Here is an 18,944-nt window from a genome sequence, read left to right on the forward strand (position 1 = left end):
GGAGCTTAGACCTTCTCGCCCGGTTCGCTGTTCTCGATGTCGAGCGGGGCGTCCTTTTGGGCCGCATCGTCGTGCACGGCTTCGTCCGACAGCTCCTGCTCGACGACTTCCTTCGCGGGCGCGTCGGCCGGCTGGAATTCGGGGTCGGCTTCCGGGATCGTCTCTTCGCTGCCGTCGACAAGCTCGCCCACGTCGATACCGGCCGCGCCCATCTGGGCGGTCATGCCGTCAAGCGCCGCACGGCTCGCCAGATCGCAGTAGAGTGCGATGGCGCGTGCCGCGTCGTCATTGCCGGGGATGATGTAGTCCACACCTTCGGGTGAGCAGTTCGTGTCGACGACTGCAACGACCGGGATGCCCAGCTTGTTGGCCTCGGCGATGGCGAGGTCTTCCTTGTTCACGTCAATGATGAACAGAAGATCAGGCAGCCCGCCCATTTCACGGATGCCGCCCAGCGACGCTTGCAGCTTGGACTGCTCACGTTCCATGCCAAGCCGTTCTTTCTTGGTCAGGCCCTCGGCGCCCTGGTCCATCGCTTCGTCGATGGTGTTCAGCCGGCCGATCGACTTCGACACGGTCTGCCAGTTGGTCAGAGTACCCCCGAGCCAACGGTGGTTCATGTAGTACTGGGCGCATTTCTCCGCCGCTTCGGCGATCGGCTTCTGGGCCTGGCGCTTTGTGCCCACAAACAGGACCCGGCCGCCCTTGGCGACGGTCTCGCGGACGGCGCTCAATGCCGCATCCAGCATGGGGACGGTCTGGGTGAGGTCGACGATGTGGATGCCGTTGCGAGCGCCGTAGATGAAGGGCGACATGCGCGGGTTCCAGCGTTGCGTCTGGTGGCCGAAGTGAACGCCCGCTTCAAGCAGCTGGCGCATGGAAAACTCTGGAAGAGCCATGTGATCGTATCCTTTCCGGTTTCAAACCTCGGCGGAGGATCAGGGTTTCCCCCAACCGGTGGACGCATACGGGATGTCTCCCCGCACGGCCCGCCTCCGCCTGTGAAGTGAGCGCGCATATAGAGGCCCCCGCGCCGCAGCGCAAGGGCCGATTTGCCCTTATTTTACGGGCCGGATCAGGAGGATCCATTCGGTGTTGTCCGTTTTCCACCCGTCCCGGACGACCGGTCGCCGGGCGGTCTCCGAAAACCCGAGCGACGCATAGAGCGCCCGCGCCGGGACGTTGCCGTCTGCAACGATAAGCGAAAGCGGTTGCGGCCCTGCAAGCTCCACCGCGCGTTGCATCAGGGCGCGGGCAACGCCCTGTTGTCTGTGCCTGGGGTAAACCGCCAGTACATTGACGTAGAGCGTCGAAAGTGCCCGATTTTCCAGGTCGGCAAGTGGTCGGAATATCGTCGGCATCTCGTCGGAGGGGGCAACGGGTTCTGGTCCGATTTCGTAGACGATCAGCAGCCCAGCTACGTGATTGTCCACCTCAGCCACCGTTGCGTTCCGCCAGGAAAACGCGCCTTCGTCTCGCCGGGCGCGCGCGGCGCCGACATCCCAAACGTCCTCTCGCTCGGCGGCCATCGACTGCCACAGCATCTGTGGAAGCCCCTCTCCCGCCTGGTCGACCAGCCGGGCCATGTCGTTTGCATCCGTCGGCGCCGCAGCCCTCAATTCGATTGTCATCACCTTTTTCCTTCCCATCGCGAGAGGTGGCGAACCACTGGTCCGCCACCCCTCTCACATTATCCGGACAAGAACCTCAGTCTTCGAAGTACGCGCTATCGAGGCCGTCATAGGCCCCTTCCCGGCGGCGCGCCTCGACGGGCGTCACCTTGGTAAACCCATCAAGGCCTGTGCGGCCGTCTTCCTGACCGCGCCGAGCCTCGTCTCGCCCGGTGTCGAGTTCGATCTGAAGGCGCACGCCGAAGCCGTCGGACATCCCCAGCATCACCTGGGTCATCTGCCCGGTCGTTCCGGCATAGGCACCGGCGCCGCCGGTGATCGCGCGCTGGACGGGCATGAAGGTCTTCGCCCCTTCGGGACCTTGCGTGATCAGCAAGTCCCCATCATCGAACTCGTAGATCTGGCGCGAGATCAGCATCGTGCCTTCGGTCGTCCGCATCCCCTCGCCCACGAACCAGCCGTCGCAGGTCCATGTACCGAGGACCAGCTCGGGATAGGCGGGGCTGCCATCGGGCCGCACGCCTTCTTCGCCGTCGCTAAGCGTGCCTTCCGGATAGATATACCCCTGGGTCACGAAGGGGTTGCCGAATGCGGGCATTCCGTCATCGAAAACGGGCGTTGAGGCGAAAATGAACCTGGTGTGATCCTCGGCCACATCGAACGCCATCAGTTTGTCGGCGTTTGCCGATCCGGCCAGACAGGCCGCAAAAGCCGCACTGGAAAGATACTTGAAAAACATCATCTTAATCCTTGTTTCCTTTGATTGAGTAAATCAGGCCGCGTAGCAGACGGTCTCTGCCATGCAGGCCACATGCCGGTGATCGGTGCCGCAGCATCCGCCGATCACACGAACATTGGGGAGGAGCGTCAGAAGCTCTGCATGAGCCGCGCCCAGTTCAGCCGGGTTTCCGGCGTCGAGATCGTCGGCCGCGTCGAGCTCTGCATGGCTCATGCGCGAGGCGTTGACCCTGAGCCCACCGATCCGCTGGCGCCAGCCGCCGCCCTGCCGCAGGACGGGCAGGAAGTGATCCGGGTGGGCGCAGTTGATCATGTAGTGGAGCACCGATCCGCCCGTTGCCGCCTCGGTCATGCCGATCGCATCTTCAAGCGACTGGCCGGAGGGCAGGCGCCCGTCGGTTTCGACCGTGAACGAGATCACCGTCGGCAGGTGCATCCCCTGCCCCGCGCGCGCGAGGCCGATCGCCTCTTCCACATGGGTCATGGTCACGCCCGAGATCGTGTCGACACCCGCTTCGGCCAGCGCGGAGATCTGCGCCTTGTGGACCGCCTCGGCCTTTCGCGCGCTGCGGGTCTGCTCGGCAACATATCCGTCGCCGAGCGGTCCGATCACGCCGTTCACGATGACCGGCACACCTGCCGCCGCTTCGCTTTCGGCGATCTCGCGCACGAAGGCGGCGCAGCGCCGGTTCACATCCGCGACCTGCCGCGCGGTCAGTCCCAGCGCGCCGCCCCAGATCGTGCTGGCCCGCCAGGTGGGGGTGTCGAGGACAAAGCCGGTGCCCGCCCGCCGCGCGATATCGAGGAACCGAGCGTAATAGCGCCGCAGCGCCTCGCGCCCCTTCCGGTCATCGATCAGCGTGAACGCCGCGAAGGCGGGCAGAACGAAACCCTCGTCGAAGATCATCGCCGTTTCGAGCCCGCCGTCGGTCAGCCAGGGTCGTCGCGCGTTTTTCAGGGCCGCGACAGGCCCTTTCTCCTGCAATTCCATCATCAACTCCGTTTGGTCATTTGATGATGGCGGAATGCCGCAGGCGGGCTTTGTTCCTCTAGTCGAGCTGCGGTATAGTAAGGTTAACCTGACCTTCATGACGGTAGATCAATGGGTTAGGGAGCGAAGTTGCCGAGGCGAGGGCCCGTGCCCCGCGGTCAACTTGACCAATGGTACAGTCAGAAAGCGTCTTTTTACGATGGCCAGGCAATCAAACACCCGCGGACGGATCCTCGACACCGCGGAGGCGGCAGTGCTTGAGAAGGGGTTCGAGGCGACGTCGATCGAAGAGATCGTGGCGGCGGTGGAGATCACGAAATCCGGGTTCTTCTACCATTTCCCGGACAAGAACGCGCTCGGGACCGCGCTGATCGCGCGGTATATCGACAGCGAGGATGTGCTATTCGACGGGATCTTCAGCCGCGCGGAGGAACTGGACGACGATCCGCTGCATGCCATGCTGATCGCATTGAGGTTCCTGGCCGAGATCGTGGAAGATCTGCCGGGCGGGCATCCCGGCTGCCTGGTCGCGACGGCCGTCTACCAGTCGCGGCTCTTCGACCGGGCGGTGCATGAGATGAACCAGCGGGCCGCGCTGCGCTGGCGGGCGCTGTTCCTCGAGCGGTTCGAGCGGATTGCAGCCGCCTATCCGCCCCGGGCGGAGGTGGCCCTGGCCGATCTGGCAGATGCGGTTCTGTGTGTCGTGGAAGGCGGGATCGTCATGTCGAAGGCGCTTCGCGATCCCAAACTGCTGGTCCGTCAGCTGATGCTGTTGCGGAGCCAGGTGAAGCTGCTCTTCACCCCGCCCCGCATGGTGTGACTGTCGTAACCTAGAGCAAGGTCCGCTCGATCACCCACCAGGCGCCGATCACGGCGATCGCGGCCGAGGCCGGGATGGCGACGAACTGCCGGTAGGCCACGGTGCCGACCGACGACGCCGCGACGCAGACGGCGCAGAGGAAGCCCAGCACCGAAAGCGGCAGCAGGAACGGCGCGATATAGGTCGCGGCCCAGTCGGGCATCGCGTCGGCCCCCACTGCCATCCCTGCGACGCAGAGAAGGGCGAAGACGATGTAGCCGGCGACCACCCCCGTCTCCATCCCCGCGATTTGGCTGGCGCGGAGCGCGGCGGCCGAGACGGCGAAGGCGACGGCGATGACGACGAGCTGGCCGACCTCGACGCCCACGTTAAAGCCGATCAGCGCCGGGATGAACGCCGATTCGGGCAGGCCGAATTCGCCGAGAACGCTGGCGAATCCCAGCCCATGCAGAAGGCCAAAGGCGAAGACGACCGCGGGGCGCCAGGGTTTGAGGCCCGGTGTGAGGATGTTCTCGACCGCGACATAGACGATGGAGGCCGCGATGATCGGCTCCACGATCTCGGGCGGGACATTGACGATGCCCAGCGCGGCAAGCGCCAGCGTGATCGTATGGGCAAGCGTGAAGGCCGTGACCTGCCAGAGAAGCGGGCCGACACGCTGGGCAAGGAAGAAAAGGCCGAGAACGAACAGGATGTGGTCAAGGCCGAGCGGGATGATGTGATCGAAGCCGACGCCGATATAGTCGGCGAAGACAGCCCAGCCGGATTGCACCGTGCCGCCCGCGATCGCGATGGCGGGGCTGATCTCACCGCCGCTCAGCGTCTGCGTGAAAGCCACGTCGTCGGGCACGCCGTTCTGGCGCAGGGTCAGGTCGCCATAGCTGCGCGTCCAGCCGATCTGCACGGTTTCCGCGTCGACGGACAAAGGCGCGGTGAGGACGAGCGTTGTGGTGCGCCGCAGGTCGAAGTTTTCGACATCTTCGACCTCGACACCGGCCAGATCGGCGAGGACCGGGTCGCCATCCGCGGTGATCACGATGTTTTCGGCAATCTCTGGCCAGTTGGCCTCGACCTGGTCTGCGATCTCCTCCGGCGGCAAGGCGCGCAACGCGTCATAATCGGCGGCATTTTCGGCAGCGTCGGTATCCTCGAGCCCGTCAAGGTCGATGCCCGCGAGAATCGCTTCGGCCGTCGTCGCGATCTCGATCGACAGGGTGCCCTCTTCGGCGGTGAAATTCGCGATGCTCGGAAAGACCTCGTGGGCTGCGGCCATCCGCACCAGAGCGACCCAGAGAAGCAAGGCCATTGACATGACCCGAACTGCGCACAAGCTCACTCGCATCGAACCGGAGGTTTTCATGCGCATCCTGACTGTCCTTTTCACATTGCTGATTGCGGGCCCCGCCGCTGCCCACGAGTTCTGGCTTGAACCGCAGGAATATCAAGTGGAAACCGGGGGGATGCTGGCCGCGCAAGTCGTGAATGGCGAGAAATTCGAAGGCGTTAAGCTCGCCTATTTCCCGCAGCGCTTCGCCCGGTTCGATGTCGTCAGCGGCGGAGAAGCCGCGCCCTATGAGGGGCGCGCGGGCGACACGCCGGCCTTGCAGCTTGAGGATCCGCCGGACGGGCTGCTGACGCTTGTCTATGTCTCGAAGCCGGCCAGCCTGCGCTACGAGGCGTTCGAGAAGTTCCAGACCTTCGCAGACCATAAGGATTTCGCCAACATCGAAGCGCGGCACCGGGATCGCGGGCTGCCGATGGAGGATTTCACCGAAAGCTACACCCGGTTTGCCCGCAGCATCGTGGCCGTGGGCGACGGGACCGGGGCCGACGCACCATCCGGCATCGAGACCGAGATCGTGGCACTGGCCAACCCCTACGTCGAAGCCCTAACCGAAATGCCGGTTCAAGTCTTCTATCAGGGCGCGCCGCGCACGGATGTGCAGGTAGAGCTTTTCGCAAAGGCGCCCGACGGCAGTGTCGCGGTCACGCTGCACCGCACGGACGCCGAAGGGATCGCGCGCCTGCCGGTCCGGCCCGGCCACAGCTACCTCGCCGATGCGGTCGTCCTTCGCGAGCCGTCCGAGGCGGCGCTGGACGCCCGGGCGGACGCGGTCTGGGAGACGCTCTGGGCCTCGCTGACCTTCGCCGTGCCTGCCGAAACCCCGCCGTCCTGAAGGACTTGCGCTGCGAACCACAACTCGCCATCAGGCGGCCATGAACCGGATCGTCTGCATCGGCTCTGTCCTGTGGGACATCATCGGCCGCACGGAAAACGCGATGTCCCTGGGTGCGGACCGGCCGGGGCGGATTACCCGCATCCCCGGCGGCGTTGCGATGAACATTGCCCAGACGCTCGCCCGGCTGGGGGTGACGCCGGTTCTGCTGACCGCGCTCGGCCGGGACCATCCCGGCGACGAGTTGATCGAGGCGGCCCGCGCGCTTGGCATGGTGACGGACCATATCCACCGCTCCGACCTGCCGACCGACACCTACATGGCGATCGAAAGCGGCGGTGACCTGACGGCGGCCATCGCCGATGCGCACTCGCTTGAGGCGATAGGCGATGCGATCCTCGGGCCGATCCTTGACGGTGCTCTCGGGCGGCCCGACGCCCCGTTTGACGGGGTTATCGCGCTTGACGGCAACCTGACCCACGCGCTGCTGGCCGAGATCGCGGCCCATCCGGCCTTCGCAAGCGCCGACCTGCGGGTCGCCCCCGCCTCGCCCGGCAAGATCGACCGGCTGATGCCATTCCTGAACTGCGATCACGCAACGCTCTACATCAATCTCGAGGAGGCGAACGCCTTGTCCGGAACCGCAGACGTCACCGCGCCGGAGGCGGCGGTCACGCTGTCGCGCCTCACCAGGGCGCGCGTCCTCGTCACCGACGGCCCGCGCGCCGCCGCGATGGTGGGGCCGGACGGCGTGCTGACCGCCATCCCACCTGCCGTGACCGCCTTGCGGGTGACCGGTGCGGGAGACACCTTCATGGCGGCCCATATCGTGGCGGAACGGGCGGGCAAGGCTCCAGCCGCTGCCCTTCCCGCAGCGCTCGAGACCGCGGCGCGCTATGTATCGGGGACCGATTGATGCTGCCGCTCGACCGCTCGCCTAAAGTGGCGGAGGCCTCAGGGCCACTCGTCGCGCTTGAATCGACGATCATCACCCACGGGATGCCGTATCCTAAGAATGTCGAAACCGCCCGCGCGGTCGAGGCGGTGATCCGCAAGGAGGGCGCCGTTCCTGCGACGACGGCGGTGATGGACGGGCGGCTGAAGATCGGCCTGACCGACGCCGAGCTCGACCGTCTGGCGAAGACCGAAAAGGTCACCAAGCTGTCCCGCGCCGATATCGCCCATTGCATCGCGACCGGCGGCACCGGGGCGACCACCGTCGCCGCCACGATGATCGCGGCCCGCGCGGCCGGGATCGAGGTTTTCGCGACCGGTGGCATCGGCGGTGTCCATCGCGGGGCTGAGGACAGCTTCGACATCTCCGCCGATCTGACAGAGCTTGCCCGCACCCCCGTCACGGTCGTGGCAGCGGGCGCCAAGGCGATCCTCGACCTGCCGAAGACGCTGGAAGTGCTGGAAACGCAGGGCGTTCCCGTCATCGCCTACGGGCAAGATGCCTTCCCCGCCTTCTGGTCGCGAAGCTCCGGCCTGGCCGCCCCCTTGCGCTGCGATGACCCCGCCGAAATCGCGGCAGCCCACCGGATGCGTCGGTCGCTTGGGCTGGACGGCGGACAACTCGTGGCCAATCCTGTTCCCGAGGGCGACGAAATCCCGGCGGACGAGATCACGCCGATCATCGCGCAGGCCCAGGACGAGGCCGATGCGGCAGGTATCAGCGGCAAGGCGGTCACGCCGTTCCTGCTGGCGCGGATCTTCGAGCTGACGGGCGGGCGCTCGCTGGAGACGAACATCGCGCTCGTTCTAAACAATGCGCGTCTGGCGGCGCGAATTGCGCGCGAACTGCATGCAAGCTAAACCGTTGACACGGATCGCAGTTGTGGCCTGTCGCTACCTTGCCTAGATAGGGCGCGGACATCGGACCATGCGCGCAGAATGACCCAGCCCTTCTCCCCAGAGCCGCCCCGGCGGCCCACGCTTCTCGCGCGTTTGCGCGCGAACTTCCTGGCGGGGCTTGTCGTCATTGCGCCGATCGGCCTGACGATCTGGCTGATCTGGACGGTCATCGGCTGGATCGACGGCTTCGTCCTGCCGCTGGTGCCCGACCAGTACCTGCCCGATATCCTGATCCGCCGCTGGCTGGGCCTCGACGTGACCGACCAGGCCTCGATCCGCGGGATCGGCGTGATCGTGTTCCTCGTCTTCACGATGCTGGTGGGGTGGGTCGCCAAGGGCCTGATCGGACGGTCGATCATCCGCTGGGCGGAAAGCATCGTTCAGAGGACGCCCGTCGTCCGGTCGATCTATAACGGCGTCAAGCAGATCGCCGAGACGATCTTTGCCCAGAGCGAGACGAGCTTCGAAAAGGCCTGCCTGATCGAATATCCCCGCCGGGGGATCTGGGCGATCGGCTTCATCTCGACGACGACCAGGGGCGAGGTCCGCGCGCGGGCGGGCGGGCAGGAGATGACCTCCGTCTTTGTGCCGACCACGCCGAACCCGACCTCGGGCTTCCTGCTGTTCTTTCCGACGGAAGACGTGATCGAACTGGACATGACCGTCGAAGACGCTGCCAAGCTCGTGATCTCTGCCGGGCTGGTCTATCCCAACGGCGACGGAGACGAGCCCAAGCCGGTACCCGACACGCAATGATCGGCGCAACAGCGACGGGTTTCGTCACCGGGTTTGCCCTGATCCTCGCCATAGGCGCCCAGAACGCCTTCGTCCTGCGCCAAGGGCTGCTTCGGACGCATGTCTTCTCTCTATGCCTCCTTTGCGCGACGTCCGATGCGCTCCTGATCACCGCAGGTGTCGCAGGTTTCGGCGCGGTGGCCGAACATTACCCAAGCCTGCCTCTTATCATGACGGGCGGCGGCGCAGCCTTCCTTCTGGCCTACGGCCTTCTCCGCTTTCGGGCGGCCTGGAGGGGCGACTACGCGATGACACTTGAAGGCCGCTCCCCTTCGCTTGCCGCAACGCTCGCGACCGGGGCCGCCTTCACGTGGCTGAACCCGCATGTCTACCTCGATACGTTGGCCCTGATCGGTGCGGTATCGCTGCAATACGAAGAGGCAGCTTTGCGCACCGCCTACGGGGCCGGCGCCGTCACCGCGTCGTTCGTCTTCTTTTTCTCCCTTGGCTACGGCGCGCGGCTTCTCGCCCCGTTCCTGAAATCTGAACGGGCATGGAGATGGCTCGATATCGGGATCGGCGTCGTTATGTGGGCGCTCGCCGCGAGACTTGTGGCGGATCTCTTCTAGCGGCCCTGTCCCCTCAGTTCGCCGCTCGCTGGATTGCCTGCCCACCGCGCTGGATGTCTTGCCCCATCCCTTCGACCGTGTTGCATCCCGCGAGCGCCAGAAGCGCGCCTGTCATCACAATGATCCGGACCATCGCAAAGCCTTCTTGTCTTTCAGTCGGTTGTCTCATGCTGAACCACATAGGGCTATACTGGTTCCCGGTCGTCAATCGAACATCACCCGCAGATCGACGGAATCCCGCTTGCCGATATCGTCGAAACTGGCGTTCAGAAACGCATCGGCCGCAACCCGTCCAGCCGTCTTGAGCCGCGCCAGTACCGCGGGGTTCGGGACCAGCTTGGTTGCCACGCTCAACTCGTTCATCAGGCCGTCATCGGCGATCATGTGGACAAGCACTTTCTTCATCTGCCCTTCCTGGATCTTGCCGTCTTCGATCAGGCGCTTGACGAAATTGATCGCCCTGAGTTCCCGCAAGAGGGACGAGTTGAACGAGATCTCGTTGATCCGGTTCTGGATCGCCTGCGCGTCCCGCGGCACATCTTCACGATGAAGCGGGTTGATATTCACCACGATCAGGTCGTCGGGCAGGTGCGGCAGGTAAAGCGGGAACAGGGCCGGATTGCCGGTATAGCCGCCGTCCCAATAGGCCTCCCGTTCCCCCGTGCGCTGGTCGTCGATCTCGACCGCACGGAACAGCGTCGGCAGGCAGGCGGAAGCGAGGATGACATCGGGCGAGATCTCCTCGCCGTGAAAGACGCGGATCTTTCCCGTCCGCACATTGGTCGCGCAGATGTAGAGATCCGGCCCGCTTACGGCGCAGACCGTGTCGTAGTTGAACCGCTCGACGATGCGGCGCAGCGGGTTTTCCATCGGGAAGGGAGAGGTATAGGGCGTCAGGAACCGCATCGCGATATCCATCGCCTGATAGGCGGGCGAGCTCTGGATCGTGTTCGCCAGAACCGCGGAGGGGGGCGACAGGGCCGAAATCCAGGCGGCCATCGCATCGTTCGTCACCGCCCCTACCTTGGACCAGAGGTGATCCAGGTTGTCCCGCGCGCCCTGCCGCCCGCCTGTGATCATGCCGGATTTGACCGCCGCCCCGTTCAGGGCGCCCGCCGATGTGCCCGAGATCGCGGCGATCTCGATCCCGTCTTCCTCGAGCAACCGGTCGAGCACGCCCCAGGTGAACGCCCCGTGGGCGCCGCCGCCCTGAAGCGCGAGGTTGATCCGCTTGGGCTCAGCCATGGGACCGGCTCATAAGGCCGTCCAGCCGCCATCGACGCTGATCGTCGTGCCCGTAATCTGGGCCGCCGCGTCCGAACACAGGAAGGTTGCGACACCGCCCAGCTGTTCGACTGTCGCGAACTCCTTGGAGGGCTGCCTTTTCAGCAGCACTTCGCGGATCGCCGTCTCGCGGTCCATGTCGTATTGCTTCATCGTGTCGGGGATCTGCGACTCGACCAGCGGCGTCATCACGTAGCCCGGGCAAATCGCGTTCGCCGTGATCGGCTCTTCCGCCGTCTCAAGCGCGACGACCTTGGTCATGCCGACGACCCCGTGCTTGGCGCTGACATAGGCCGATTTGTAGGGCGAGGCGGTCAGCCCATGGGCCGAGGCCAGGTTAATCACCCTGCCCCACCCCGCCTTGCGCATCATCGGCAGCGCGACAGCGGTCGTATGAAAGGCCGACGAGAGCATGATCGCGATGATCGCATCCCATTTCTCGGCCGGGAATTCATCGATCGGCGCAACATGCTGGATACCCGCATTGTTGATCAGGATATCGCAGCGCCCCGCTTGCTCCACCAGCCGGCGCGCCTGATCGCCCTTGGAGAGGTCCCCCTGGATGTAGCGCGCGCTCGTCCCTGTCTCTTCCGAGATCTCCTTGGCGAGCTGATGGTCCTCCTCGTTGTCGGTATAGGAGTTCAGCACGACGTCCGCCCCCGCTTTCGCAAGCTCCTTCGCCATGCCAAGCCCGATCCCTGAATTCGATCCGGTGACGATGGCGGTTTTTCCTTTGAGTTGCATGGCACCTCCTGATGGCAAAGGTCATTGCAACTGCAACATAATGCTGCAGCTGCAAATACCACTGGCAAATGAGCAACATTTTTGGGCATATGGCGTTCACTGATCTCATGACATGTAACTATCAATCGAAGGGGTTAAGATCTCATCACGAATTCAACCAAAGCAGGAAACGGATATGATACCGTTCTTTCCAGAACCGATGTTCCTAAATCCTACGAGTGATAGCTTCTTGTTTGGCTTTTTTGATGAGTTCGGAAACTTTTACGGAACCTATGTCAGCGGAAGCGATATCGTCTACGATGAAGAAGGTTTTCCGCTCTCAGGCATGGTAAGTTCTATCGAGGTCGCAAGTTGGGACGTGTCAGGCAACACGCCAGTTCCGATCGAGGGCGACCGTCCACTCTTCAGCATCAGCCATCCAGATCTGACAGTGGAAGAACTGAATGCATTTTCACCCACATGGTTCTTTGTTGAGTTTGACGAGGATCTCCAGCAACTTCTGGGCGTCAAGGATGGTATGATCTATCGAGCCTTCGATCCTTTCTTGAGCGAAGAGATCCGTGGCAGCGACCGCGATGACATCATAGTCGGAGCCTCATCAAGTGAATTCATCGATGCCGGAGCCGGGAATGACAGGGTTTTTGCGGGTGATGGCGATGATGAGGTACTCGGCAGAGACGGAGATAACAAACTCTTTGGTGGCGAGGGAGATGACTTCCTGAGCGCATTCGACGGGGATGATATCCTTGTAGGCGGGAACGGTTCCGATCGGATCGAGGTCACGGGTGGAAACAACATCATACGTGGCGGTGCTGGTAACGACTTTCTCGGCGGAGGAGATGGCAACGATTTCATTGTGGGCGGTCAAGATGATGACCGGATCTTTGCTCGTGACGGGGATGACGTTCTAAGAGGTGGTGATGGAGCGGATCGTCTGTTTGACCAGAACGGAAATGACAGGGTCTTTGGTGGGAAAGGTGACGATGCTCTATCCAGCTTTACGCTCGAGCCGGTCACAGCGTTGGGTCAGGATGATGACGTTCTTCGCGGAGGCCAAGGAAATGATAACCTGACTACGGCAAGTGGCGCGGACCGCCTGTCCGGTGGTGCCGGAGATGACATTCTGGGAGCGTTCGACCAAGGAGGTGTTGCCCTCCGTGATATGCTTCATGGTGGAAGCGGCAGCGACACCTTCTTTTTCTTCGAGGATATGGTTGTTGGCGATGTGGTTGTGTCAGACTTCGATGCCGCAGAGGACTTGATCGCACTTCAACTACGCGATGACAGCACCGCAGAGGAACAGTTCGATCTGTTCTTGGCGGGGGCGAACCAGGTGGGGCGCGATGTGGTCTGGACAGATACGAGCGGTGACTACACCGCGCTGCTTCGCAATACCGATCTGGATGAGTTGACGATCGACAACTTCATCTTCGTCGGTGGCAACGACTTCTCCGGCTCCTGATTCTCTCGCTACCGCTCCCGTTTACCGGGGGCGGCGGTCTTTCTCAGATGCTTCGGACCACCCATAAAAAAACGCCCGCACAAGGCGGGCGCTAAGTTATTGAGGCAGGTTTCATACAGGCAAGAAACCTATCGAGCAGTAACACTCTTATAAGCAATCGCCCGCCCTTATCCAAGCTAAAAGTTTGAAAAGACTAAGGGCGACGTTTACCCTGACGACAAAGATCAAGAAGAGGCAGGGGGCATCTGGAAACATGGGAAGGCAGCGTATTCCTTCACCAAAAGCGGTGCTGATCGCGATTGTCGTCGCGTCACTTCCGGGCCACAGCGTGGCAGAACCGCAGCACGCTATCGCTATGTATGGGGAGCCCGCGCTGCCCCCAGATTATGTGGCGCTGCCTTATGTCAACCCCGACGCGCCGATCGGCGGGCGGATCGTGACGGGCGAGGTTGGCAGCTTCGACAGCCTCAATCCCTACATCTTGAAAGGCAGCGTTCCCTGGCAGCTTCGGTTCCTCACTTCGGAAAGCCTGATGGGCCGGTCCTGGGACGAGCCGTTCACGCTTTACGGATTGCTCGCTGAAACCATCGAAACTGACCCGAATCGCAGCTGGGTTGAGTTCACCCTTCGGGAGGAGGCGCGCTTCTCCGACGGTTCGCCCGTGACCATCGAAGACGTCATGTGGTCCTACGAGACGCTCGGCACCGAAGGCCACCCAAGATACCTCGGCTTCTGGCAGAACGTGGCCAGCATGGAACAGACCGGCCCCCGTTCCGTCCGGTTCACCTTCAGCGAAGAGAATCGCGAGCTTGCCCTCATCATTGGCCTGCGCCCGATCCTCAAGAAGGCCCAGTGGGACGGGATCGAGTTCACTGACAGCGGCCTTGACGTCATCCCCATCACCTCGGCGCCCTATGTGGTTGACGAGGTTGATCCGGGGCGCTCCGTCACGCTTCGCCGGAACCCGGATTACTGGGGCTGGGACCTGCCGTTCCGCAACGGCCAGCAGAACATCGAAGAGATCGTGATGGAGTTCTTTGGCGACGGCACCGCCCAGTTCGAGGCGTTCAAGGCGGGCATCCTGAACTCCAACCGCGAATTCAACGTCGCCAAGTGGAACAGCCAGTACGAGTTTCCGGCAACCCGCTCGGGCGACGTGATCAAGTCGGTGATCCCGCACCAGCGCCCATCAGGCATGACCGGGTTCGTTATGAACACACGCCGGGCGCCCTTCGACGATTGGCGCGTGCGGGATGCGATGATCACCGCTTTCAACTTCGAATTCATCAACGAAGCCGTCACCGGCGGCGAACAACCCCGCATCACCTCGTACTTTTCGAACTCTCCGCTTGCGATGCAGGACGGTCCCGCCGAAGGCCGTGTGCGCGCGCTTCTCGAGCCGTTCGCGGGCGACCTCTACCCCGGCGCGCTTGACGGTTACGCCTTGCCCGTCGCCGATGGCAGCGAACGTAATCGCGCCGGGATGCGCGCCGCGATCGACCGGCTGGAAGAGGCCGGCTGGACCGTTCAGGACGGCGCTCTCAAGAACGAATCCGGAGAGCCCTTCGCCATCGAGATCCTGTTCAAGCAAGGCGAGATGGAGAACCGGGCGGTCCTCGACATCTACGTCCAGAGCCTCGAACGGCTCGGCATGGATGTCGACATCGCAACGGTCGATCCGGCGCAATACAACGAACGCACCGACGGCTACGATTTCGACATGACGTTCTATCGGCGCGGTCTATCGCTTTCGCCCGGCAACGAACAGCGGCTCTATTTCGGCAGCGAAGGCGCCGATACGCCCGGCAGACGCAATCTGATGGGGGCGAAGTCTCCTGCCATCGACGCGATGATCAACAGCATCCTCGCTTCGGAAAGCAACGAAGACTTCCTTGCGGCGACCCGCGCACTGGATCGGACGCTCATGGCGGGCCGCTACGTGATCCCGATCTACCAGTACAACGTCAGCTTCATCGCCCATGCCAAGGAGCTGAAATACCCCGAGACGCTGCCGATCTACGGCGACTGGTTCACCTGGCAGCCGGATGTCTGGTGGTATGAGGAAGACTAGCCTCCTCCTCGCCCTCGCCCTCGCCCTCGCGCTCCTGACCGCCTGCACCCCCGCCCGCGTCGTCACCAAGACCGGAACAACGGCGGTCAAGGCGACCGGCGCGGTCGTGGGTGGAACGGCAAAGGCGGTGTTCTGAGATCAGGTATAATTGGCGCAGCTGAGTGCTGACACCTCGACGGAACCGATCGGTGCACCACTCTCATATACGTAGCTTTCACGGATCACGGCCCCGGCGCTCAGCAAGGCTGCAAAGAAGGTGTCGTCGCAGAGAAACGCTGTGATGTCGTATGCCCAGAAGTCGTTCATCTCGAGGCCGCTCTCGTGCTCCCGCACGAGGTAAACCCGCGTCAGCATATTTCCTGAGGCGCCGATCTGAGCAAGGATCGTGGTTTCATCGACGTGGATGGGTAGGACGGCCTCGTCCGCCATCGTCCGTAAGACATCGTCGATCCCGACTAAGCCGACTTGGAAATTGACATATGTCGCCTCCTGATCTGGGGTGAGCGGTCTTTGCGCTTCGCGCTGAATGGCCAATTCTTCGAGGTAAGGTACGGCGGAAAACGACATCATGAAGAGGACGAAGCCGATAAGCGCGCCAGGTATCCCTGCCAGCATATGGGGGTCCGGACGATCCCGATCAGAGGACCCCTTCATAAGCAGGACTAGGCACAGGAACGGCACGAGCGCAAAGAGCGCTGTCCACCGGTTCCATCCGATGTCCCTAGCACGGGCCGCACCGGTATGGCCCAGTAGAATCCCGGCCACGACCAGCCAAGCTCCAGTTAAGATTAGAAGAAACCAGACAAACCGTCCCACAACCGCGTCGATCATAAAGACGAATGGAAGAAAAGCGATGCTGATGAATAGGCTCAGAAAGCCGTACCAGGCAAAATAGGGTGCCCGCCGTAGCCGGTTTTCTTCGCTTCCGGCTGAGACACCGAAAATGCTGCCAACGAGCAGGACAGAAAAGGCTACGGCGCTGAGTCCGGCTTCGCCGAGCCCAAGTAGAGAATAGGCAAGGTTTTCAAACAAAGCGGCTGCCCGGTTTCAAGGAATGCCCCAACCGACATCAGATGTCCCGGTAGGCCGGTCGAGACCAGAGTGTTTTTGGTCCGCGCCGCAGATTGCTCACTGCTTTTGTACAGGTGCGGCCATGCCGCCACGCTCGCACCTACCGGTCCCGGATCTTCCCAAAGAATTTTCTGTTCAACCGTATGAATTCCTCGATTGCGCCGCCAAGCCCACCCATCTGCTTGCCTTTGAGATAGAGGTATCCCGCGCAGGCCCCGAGCGCGCCGCCGACGGTATCCATAATCAGATCGTACATTGTGTCGATCAGGCCGGATTTCTGCATGTTGAGGCCAAAGATCTGGTCCATCCCGAACTCGAAGATTTCCCAGAGCGCCCCGACCGTGATCGCCACGCAGAACGACAGGAATGCCACCGCCCAGGGGGGCGCAGCATAGCGGTCGCCCTCGAACAGCATGAAGATGAACAGAAATCCGAACAGCCCGAACGACACAGCCGACCCGAAATGAAGCGCGATGTCCCACCACCAGTAGCGCTCGTAGAAGTCGAAGGCCTCTCCCAGAAAGATCGTCGCGAAGATGAAGAAAACGATGCCCGAAAGAAAGCTCCGTGGCAGCCGCACCCCCATCCAATAGGCGAAGTATTGCGGCAGAAGGGTCAGCGTGAACGCGGCGAGGCCGACGAAGACCAGCGACCACCGTCCGAAAAGCACGCCGGTCACCACCGCGGCCAGCAACGCGACCCGAATAAGCCCTGCGAGGATCGCCGGACGCTCAGTCACCGAAAGCCCCCTCTCCCTTCATTCCGAAAGCCCCTATATTGGTGTCATGTCTATTGATGCTCCGAAACCCCTGCGGCTTGCGAGCTATAACATCCGCGCCGGTCTCGGCACCGACCTTCGCCGTGATCCGGCCCGCGTGCTGCACGCCATTGCCGGGCTCTCTGCCGATCTCGTGGTGCTGCAGGAAGCCGACCATCGCCTTGGCACCCGCCCCTCTGCCCTCCCCTACGGCCAGATCTCGCAGCTGACGGGCCTCGCCCCGCTTCCCATCTCCGAACGGCCCGGCGGTCTCGGCTGGCATGGCATCGCGTTGCTCGCGCAGCCCACCCTTGTGGTCTCCGACATTCATCGTATTCCGCTTCCCGGCCTCGAACCCCGTGGCGCCGTGGCGGCCGATATCGAGGCCGAGCCGGGGCCGCTGCGCGTCGTCGGCGTGCATCTCGGCCTTCTGCGCAGTTCGCGCCGCGCACAGCTCGACAGGATTCGTGAGGAGCTCGATGCGCTCGACCCGCGGCCCACCGTGATCCTTGGGGACTTCAACGAATGGTCGACACGCAAGGGGCTTGGCCGCCTTGCGCGCCATTACACGCTGCTGACCCCCGGCGGCACCTTTCCCGCCCGCCTGCCTCTGGCACCGCTTGACCGGATCGCCCATTGCGACCGGCTCAACGTCAAGCTGCGGCCCCCGCCCGAGGCGCGTCACCCGCATCCGTCGGATCACCGCCCGATCCTCGCCGACGTGACCCTGCAGCCCGCCGCCTGACACTTCCCGGCCACAGAGTGTCGCGCTTCAGCGGCGCCGACACAAAACGGTTACATTCCGGGCCTAGCCCTCCGCCCCATGAATATTCTTGTTCTCTGTACCGGTAACTCGGCCCGATCCATCCTCCTAGAAATGCTGCTCGACGACCTTGGCCAAGGCCGGGTCACCGCTTACTCAGCTGGCTCCAAACCGGCCGGCAAGGTGCACCCCTATGCGCTGAAGCTCCTCGAGGAGAACGACTACGACACCTCCCGCCTGCGGTCAAAAAGCTGGGACGAATTCGCGGGGTCTGACGCGCCAGAGATGGACATCGTCATCACCGTCTGCGGGTCTGCCGCAGAGGAGGCGTGCCCGATCTGGCCCGGCACGCCGATCCGCGCCCACTGGGGTGTCGAAGATCCTGCCGCCGCGCCGGAGGATGACTGGCCGGGCGCTTTCGGAACAGCCTATAGAATCCTGAAAAAACGTACAGAATCCTTTCTCGCCCAACCGATCGAGACCTTGGACGAAGGCGAGATCAAGGCGCTTCTCTCCCGCATCGGGCGGCAGGTCTGACATGCTGCGACAATTGTCTGCCGAGGCGCTCGGCACCGCTTTCCTGCTGATCGGCGTCGTGGGCTCCGGCATCATGGCCCAGACGCTGTCGGACGGGAACATTGCGCTGGCGCTTCTGGCGAATGCAATCGCGACCGGCTGCATCCTCTACGTCATCATCGAAACCCTCGGGCCGATCTCGGGCGCGCATTTCAACCCGGCCGTCACGCTCTATTTCACCTTGCGTGGCGAGATGACGCCCGGCCCCGCTGCCGCCTACATGGCGACCCAGATCTTGGCCGGCATCCTCGGCGTCTTCGCGGCGCATCTCATGTTCGACCTCCCCATCTGGCAGTTCTCCACGACCGACCGGACCGGCCCGGCCCTTTGGGCGTCGGAGATGATTGCGACCTTCGGATTGCTCTTCGTGATCGTCGGCGGCCTTGCGGCGCGGCGCGAGGCGATCCCGGTTCTCGTCGCGCTCTACATCACTGGCGCCTACTGGTTCACCGCGTCGACCAGTTTCGCCAACCCGGCCGTCACCATCGCCCGCGGCTTTTCTGACACCTTTGCCGGTATCAACCCGTCTCACGTGCCCGCCTATATCGGTGTCCAGATCATCGCCGCGATTGTCGGGGCCCTGACCCTCCCTCGTCTTTTCCGCAAATAGGGGAACCCGCCCAAGCTCATCCGCGTTCCCT

At 63.0% G+C, this 18,944-nt stretch carries 22 protein-coding genes; 12 read left to right on the forward strand and 10 right to left on the reverse strand.

The features are described 5' to 3' along the window. Window positions 1–5: 5 nt before the first annotated feature. The 4 genes from rpsB to AADZ90_RS09645 form a co-directional block, all read right to left on the reverse strand. Window positions 6–899, reverse strand: a complete 894-nt coding sequence (gene rpsB, locus AADZ90_RS09630; protein WP_367309775.1) for a 30S ribosomal protein S2 — start codon at window positions 897–899, stop codon at window positions 6–8. A 159-nt stretch (window positions 900–1,058) separates the two neighbouring features. After that, on the reverse strand, window positions 1,059–1,631 hold the full coding sequence (locus AADZ90_RS09635; RefSeq protein WP_367309776.1) for a GNAT family N-acetyltransferase: 573 nt from the start codon (window positions 1,629–1,631) through the stop codon (window positions 1,059–1,061). A 76-nt stretch (window positions 1,632–1,707) separates the two neighbouring features. Further along, window positions 1,708–2,370 carry a hypothetical protein gene (locus AADZ90_RS09640; protein WP_367309777.1) on the reverse strand — a complete coding sequence of 221 codons (663 nt, stop codon included), beginning with the start codon at window positions 2,368–2,370 and terminating at the stop codon, window positions 1,708–1,710. 33 nt (window positions 2,371–2,403) lie between these two features. Next, entirely contained in the window at window positions 2,404–3,360 is a 957-nt protein-coding gene (locus AADZ90_RS09645; protein ID WP_411996990.1) for a homocysteine S-methyltransferase family protein, read from the reverse strand. Window positions 3,361–3,559: 199 nt separating this feature from the next. Here AADZ90_RS09645 and AADZ90_RS09650 point away from each other — a divergent pair, with 199 nt between their 5' ends. After that, window positions 3,560–4,180, forward strand: a complete 621-nt coding sequence (locus AADZ90_RS09650) for a TetR/AcrR family transcriptional regulator (RefSeq protein ID WP_367309779.1) — start codon at window positions 3,560–3,562, stop codon at window positions 4,178–4,180. A gap of 10 nt (window positions 4,181–4,190) precedes the next feature. Here AADZ90_RS09650 and AADZ90_RS09655 read toward each other — a convergent pair whose 3' ends face one another. Then, a complete protein-coding gene (locus AADZ90_RS09655; protein WP_367309780.1) occupies window positions 4,191–5,486 on the reverse strand; it encodes a HupE/UreJ family protein in 1,296 nt (431 codons plus the stop codon). A 4-nt stretch (window positions 5,487–5,490) separates the two neighbouring features. Here AADZ90_RS09655 and AADZ90_RS09660 point away from each other — a divergent pair, with 4 nt between their 5' ends. From AADZ90_RS09660 to AADZ90_RS09680, 5 genes are all read left to right on the forward strand, one after another. Further along, a complete protein-coding gene (locus tag AADZ90_RS09660; protein WP_367309781.1) occupies window positions 5,491–6,357 on the forward strand; it encodes a DUF4198 domain-containing protein in 867 nt (288 codons plus the stop codon). A 40-nt stretch (window positions 6,358–6,397) separates the two neighbouring features. Further along, on the forward strand, window positions 6,398–7,273 hold the full coding sequence (locus AADZ90_RS09665; protein ID WP_367309782.1) for a PfkB family carbohydrate kinase: 876 nt from the start codon (window positions 6,398–6,400) through the stop codon (window positions 7,271–7,273). Then, the gene (locus tag AADZ90_RS09670; protein WP_367309783.1) at window positions 7,273–8,172 is read left to right on the forward strand and encodes a pseudouridine-5'-phosphate glycosidase; all 900 of its coding nucleotides are present in this window, start codon (window positions 7,273–7,275) and stop codon (window positions 8,170–8,172) included. The genes AADZ90_RS09665 and AADZ90_RS09670 overlap by 1 nt, the downstream gene beginning before the upstream one ends. A gap of 78 nt (window positions 8,173–8,250) precedes the next feature. After that, window positions 8,251–8,967, forward strand: coding sequence for a DUF502 domain-containing protein (locus AADZ90_RS09675; RefSeq protein WP_367309784.1), 717 nt, complete (start codon window positions 8,251–8,253; stop codon window positions 8,965–8,967). After that, entirely contained in the window at window positions 8,964–9,575 is a 612-nt protein-coding gene (locus tag AADZ90_RS09680; protein WP_367309785.1) for a LysE/ArgO family amino acid transporter, read from the forward strand. Before AADZ90_RS09675 ends, AADZ90_RS09680 begins: the two co-directional genes overlap by 4 nt. A 13-nt stretch (window positions 9,576–9,588) precedes the next feature. Here the strand turns inward: AADZ90_RS09680 and AADZ90_RS09685 are convergent, their stop codons facing one another. From AADZ90_RS09685 to AADZ90_RS09695, 3 genes are all read right to left on the reverse strand, one after another. Next, a complete protein-coding gene (locus AADZ90_RS09685) occupies window positions 9,589–9,708 on the reverse strand; it encodes an entericidin A/B family lipoprotein (RefSeq protein ID WP_367309786.1) in 120 nt (39 codons plus the stop codon). Window positions 9,709–9,779: 71 nt separating this feature from the next. Next, entirely contained in the window at window positions 9,780–10,820 is a 1,041-nt protein-coding gene (locus tag AADZ90_RS09690; RefSeq protein ID WP_367309787.1) for a patatin-like phospholipase family protein, read from the reverse strand. A gap of 9 nt (window positions 10,821–10,829) precedes the next feature. After that, window positions 10,830–11,603: a 3-hydroxybutyrate dehydrogenase gene (locus tag AADZ90_RS09695; protein WP_367309788.1), complete on the reverse strand. Its 774-nt coding sequence runs from the start codon at window positions 11,601–11,603 to the stop codon at window positions 10,830–10,832. Between the two features lie 175 nt (window positions 11,604–11,778). On the opposite strand from AADZ90_RS09695, the gene AADZ90_RS09700 reads away from it, so the two are divergent. The 3 genes from AADZ90_RS09700 (at window position 11,779) to AADZ90_RS09710 (ending at window position 15,272) form a co-directional block, all read left to right on the forward strand. Then, window positions 11,779–13,065: a calcium-binding protein gene (locus tag AADZ90_RS09700; RefSeq protein WP_367309789.1), complete on the forward strand. Its 1,287-nt coding sequence runs from the start codon at window positions 11,779–11,781 to the stop codon at window positions 13,063–13,065. 253 nt (window positions 13,066–13,318) lie between these two features. Next, window positions 13,319–15,136 carry an extracellular solute-binding protein gene (locus AADZ90_RS09705; protein ID WP_367309790.1) on the forward strand — a complete coding sequence of 606 codons (1,818 nt, stop codon included), beginning with the start codon at window positions 13,319–13,321 and terminating at the stop codon, window positions 15,134–15,136. Beyond that, window positions 15,123–15,272, forward strand: coding sequence for a hypothetical protein (locus tag AADZ90_RS09710; protein WP_367309791.1), 150 nt, complete (start codon window positions 15,123–15,125; stop codon window positions 15,270–15,272). Before AADZ90_RS09705 ends, AADZ90_RS09710 begins: the two co-directional genes overlap by 14 nt. A 2-nt stretch (window positions 15,273–15,274) precedes the next feature. Here the strand turns inward: AADZ90_RS09710 and AADZ90_RS09715 are convergent, their stop codons facing one another. Both AADZ90_RS09715 and AADZ90_RS09720 read right to left on the reverse strand, forming a co-directional pair. After that, window positions 15,275–16,168, reverse strand: coding sequence for a DUF805 domain-containing protein (locus AADZ90_RS09715; RefSeq protein WP_367309792.1), 894 nt, complete (start codon window positions 16,166–16,168; stop codon window positions 15,275–15,277). 139 nt (window positions 16,169–16,307) lie between these two features. Then, window positions 16,308–16,946 carry a DUF2238 domain-containing protein gene (locus AADZ90_RS09720; RefSeq protein WP_367309793.1) on the reverse strand — a complete coding sequence of 213 codons (639 nt, stop codon included), beginning with the start codon at window positions 16,944–16,946 and terminating at the stop codon, window positions 16,308–16,310. 46 nt (window positions 16,947–16,992) lie between these two features. On the opposite strand from AADZ90_RS09720, the gene AADZ90_RS09725 reads away from it, so the two are divergent. The 3 genes from AADZ90_RS09725 to AADZ90_RS09735 all read left to right on the forward strand — a co-directional run bounded on the left by AADZ90_RS09725 (window position 16,993) and on the right by AADZ90_RS09735 (window position 18,913). Then, window positions 16,993–17,709: an endonuclease/exonuclease/phosphatase family protein gene (locus AADZ90_RS09725; protein WP_367309794.1), complete on the forward strand. Its 717-nt coding sequence runs from the start codon at window positions 16,993–16,995 to the stop codon at window positions 17,707–17,709. A gap of 78 nt (window positions 17,710–17,787) precedes the next feature. Then, window positions 17,788–18,264 carry an arsenate reductase ArsC gene (locus tag AADZ90_RS09730; protein ID WP_367309795.1) on the forward strand — a complete coding sequence of 159 codons (477 nt, stop codon included), beginning with the start codon at window positions 17,788–17,790 and terminating at the stop codon, window positions 18,262–18,264. A gap of 1 nt (window position 18,265) precedes the next feature. Beyond that, the gene (locus AADZ90_RS09735) at window positions 18,266–18,913 is read left to right on the forward strand and encodes an aquaporin (protein WP_367309796.1); all 648 of its coding nucleotides are present in this window, start codon (window positions 18,266–18,268) and stop codon (window positions 18,911–18,913) included. Window positions 18,914–18,944 lie beyond the last annotated feature (31 nt).

This window comes from Aestuariibius violaceus (genome assembly GCF_040779325.2).
In the GTDB taxonomy this organism is placed as follows: domain Bacteria; phylum Pseudomonadota; class Alphaproteobacteria; order Rhodobacterales; family Rhodobacteraceae; genus Aestuariibius; species Aestuariibius violaceus.

Coding starts and splice junctions, on each gene's coding strand:
- rpsB (WP_367309775.1), bottom strand. CDS start 899: ATGGCTCTTCCAGAGTTTTCCATGCGCCAGCTGCTTGAAGCGGGCGTT.
- AADZ90_RS09635 (WP_367309776.1), bottom strand. CDS start 1,631: ATGACAATCGAATTGAGGGCTGCGGCGCCGACGGATGCAAACGACATG.
- AADZ90_RS09640 (WP_367309777.1), bottom strand. CDS start 2,370: ATGTTTTTCAAGTATCTTTCCAGTGCGGCTTTTGCGGCCTGTCTGGCC.
- AADZ90_RS09645 (WP_411996990.1), bottom strand. CDS start 3,360: ATGGAATTGCAGGAGAAAGGGCCTGTCGCGGCCCTGAAAAACGCGCGA.
- AADZ90_RS09650 (WP_367309779.1), top strand. CDS start 3,560: ATGGCCAGGCAATCAAACACCCGCGGACGGATCCTCGACACCGCGGAG.
- AADZ90_RS09655 (WP_367309780.1), bottom strand. CDS start 5,486: ATGGCCTTGCTTCTCTGGGTCGCTCTGGTGCGGATGGCCGCAGCCCAC.
- AADZ90_RS09660 (WP_367309781.1), top strand. CDS start 5,491: ATGACCCGAACTGCGCACAAGCTCACTCGCATCGAACCGGAGGTTTTC.
- AADZ90_RS09665 (WP_367309782.1), top strand. CDS start 6,398: ATGAACCGGATCGTCTGCATCGGCTCTGTCCTGTGGGACATCATCGGC.
- AADZ90_RS09670 (WP_367309783.1), top strand. CDS start 7,273: ATGCTGCCGCTCGACCGCTCGCCTAAAGTGGCGGAGGCCTCAGGGCCA.
- AADZ90_RS09675 (WP_367309784.1), top strand. CDS start 8,251: ATGACCCAGCCCTTCTCCCCAGAGCCGCCCCGGCGGCCCACGCTTCTC.
- AADZ90_RS09680 (WP_367309785.1), top strand. CDS start 8,964: ATGATCGGCGCAACAGCGACGGGTTTCGTCACCGGGTTTGCCCTGATC.
- AADZ90_RS09685 (WP_367309786.1), bottom strand. CDS start 9,708: ATGGTCCGGATCATTGTGATGACAGGCGCGCTTCTGGCGCTCGCGGGA.
- AADZ90_RS09690 (WP_367309787.1), bottom strand. CDS start 10,820: ATGGCTGAGCCCAAGCGGATCAACCTCGCGCTTCAGGGCGGCGGCGCC.
- AADZ90_RS09695 (WP_367309788.1), bottom strand. CDS start 11,603: ATGCAACTCAAAGGAAAAACCGCCATCGTCACCGGATCGAATTCAGGG.
- AADZ90_RS09700 (WP_367309789.1), top strand. CDS start 11,779: ATGATACCGTTCTTTCCAGAACCGATGTTCCTAAATCCTACGAGTGAT.
- AADZ90_RS09705 (WP_367309790.1), top strand. CDS start 13,319: ATGGGAAGGCAGCGTATTCCTTCACCAAAAGCGGTGCTGATCGCGATT.
- AADZ90_RS09710 (WP_367309791.1), top strand. CDS start 15,123: ATGAGGAAGACTAGCCTCCTCCTCGCCCTCGCCCTCGCCCTCGCGCTC.
- AADZ90_RS09725 (WP_367309794.1), top strand. CDS start 16,993: ATGTCTATTGATGCTCCGAAACCCCTGCGGCTTGCGAGCTATAACATC.
- AADZ90_RS09730 (WP_367309795.1), top strand. CDS start 17,788: ATGAATATTCTTGTTCTCTGTACCGGTAACTCGGCCCGATCCATCCTC.
- AADZ90_RS09735 (WP_367309796.1), top strand. CDS start 18,266: ATGCTGCGACAATTGTCTGCCGAGGCGCTCGGCACCGCTTTCCTGCTG.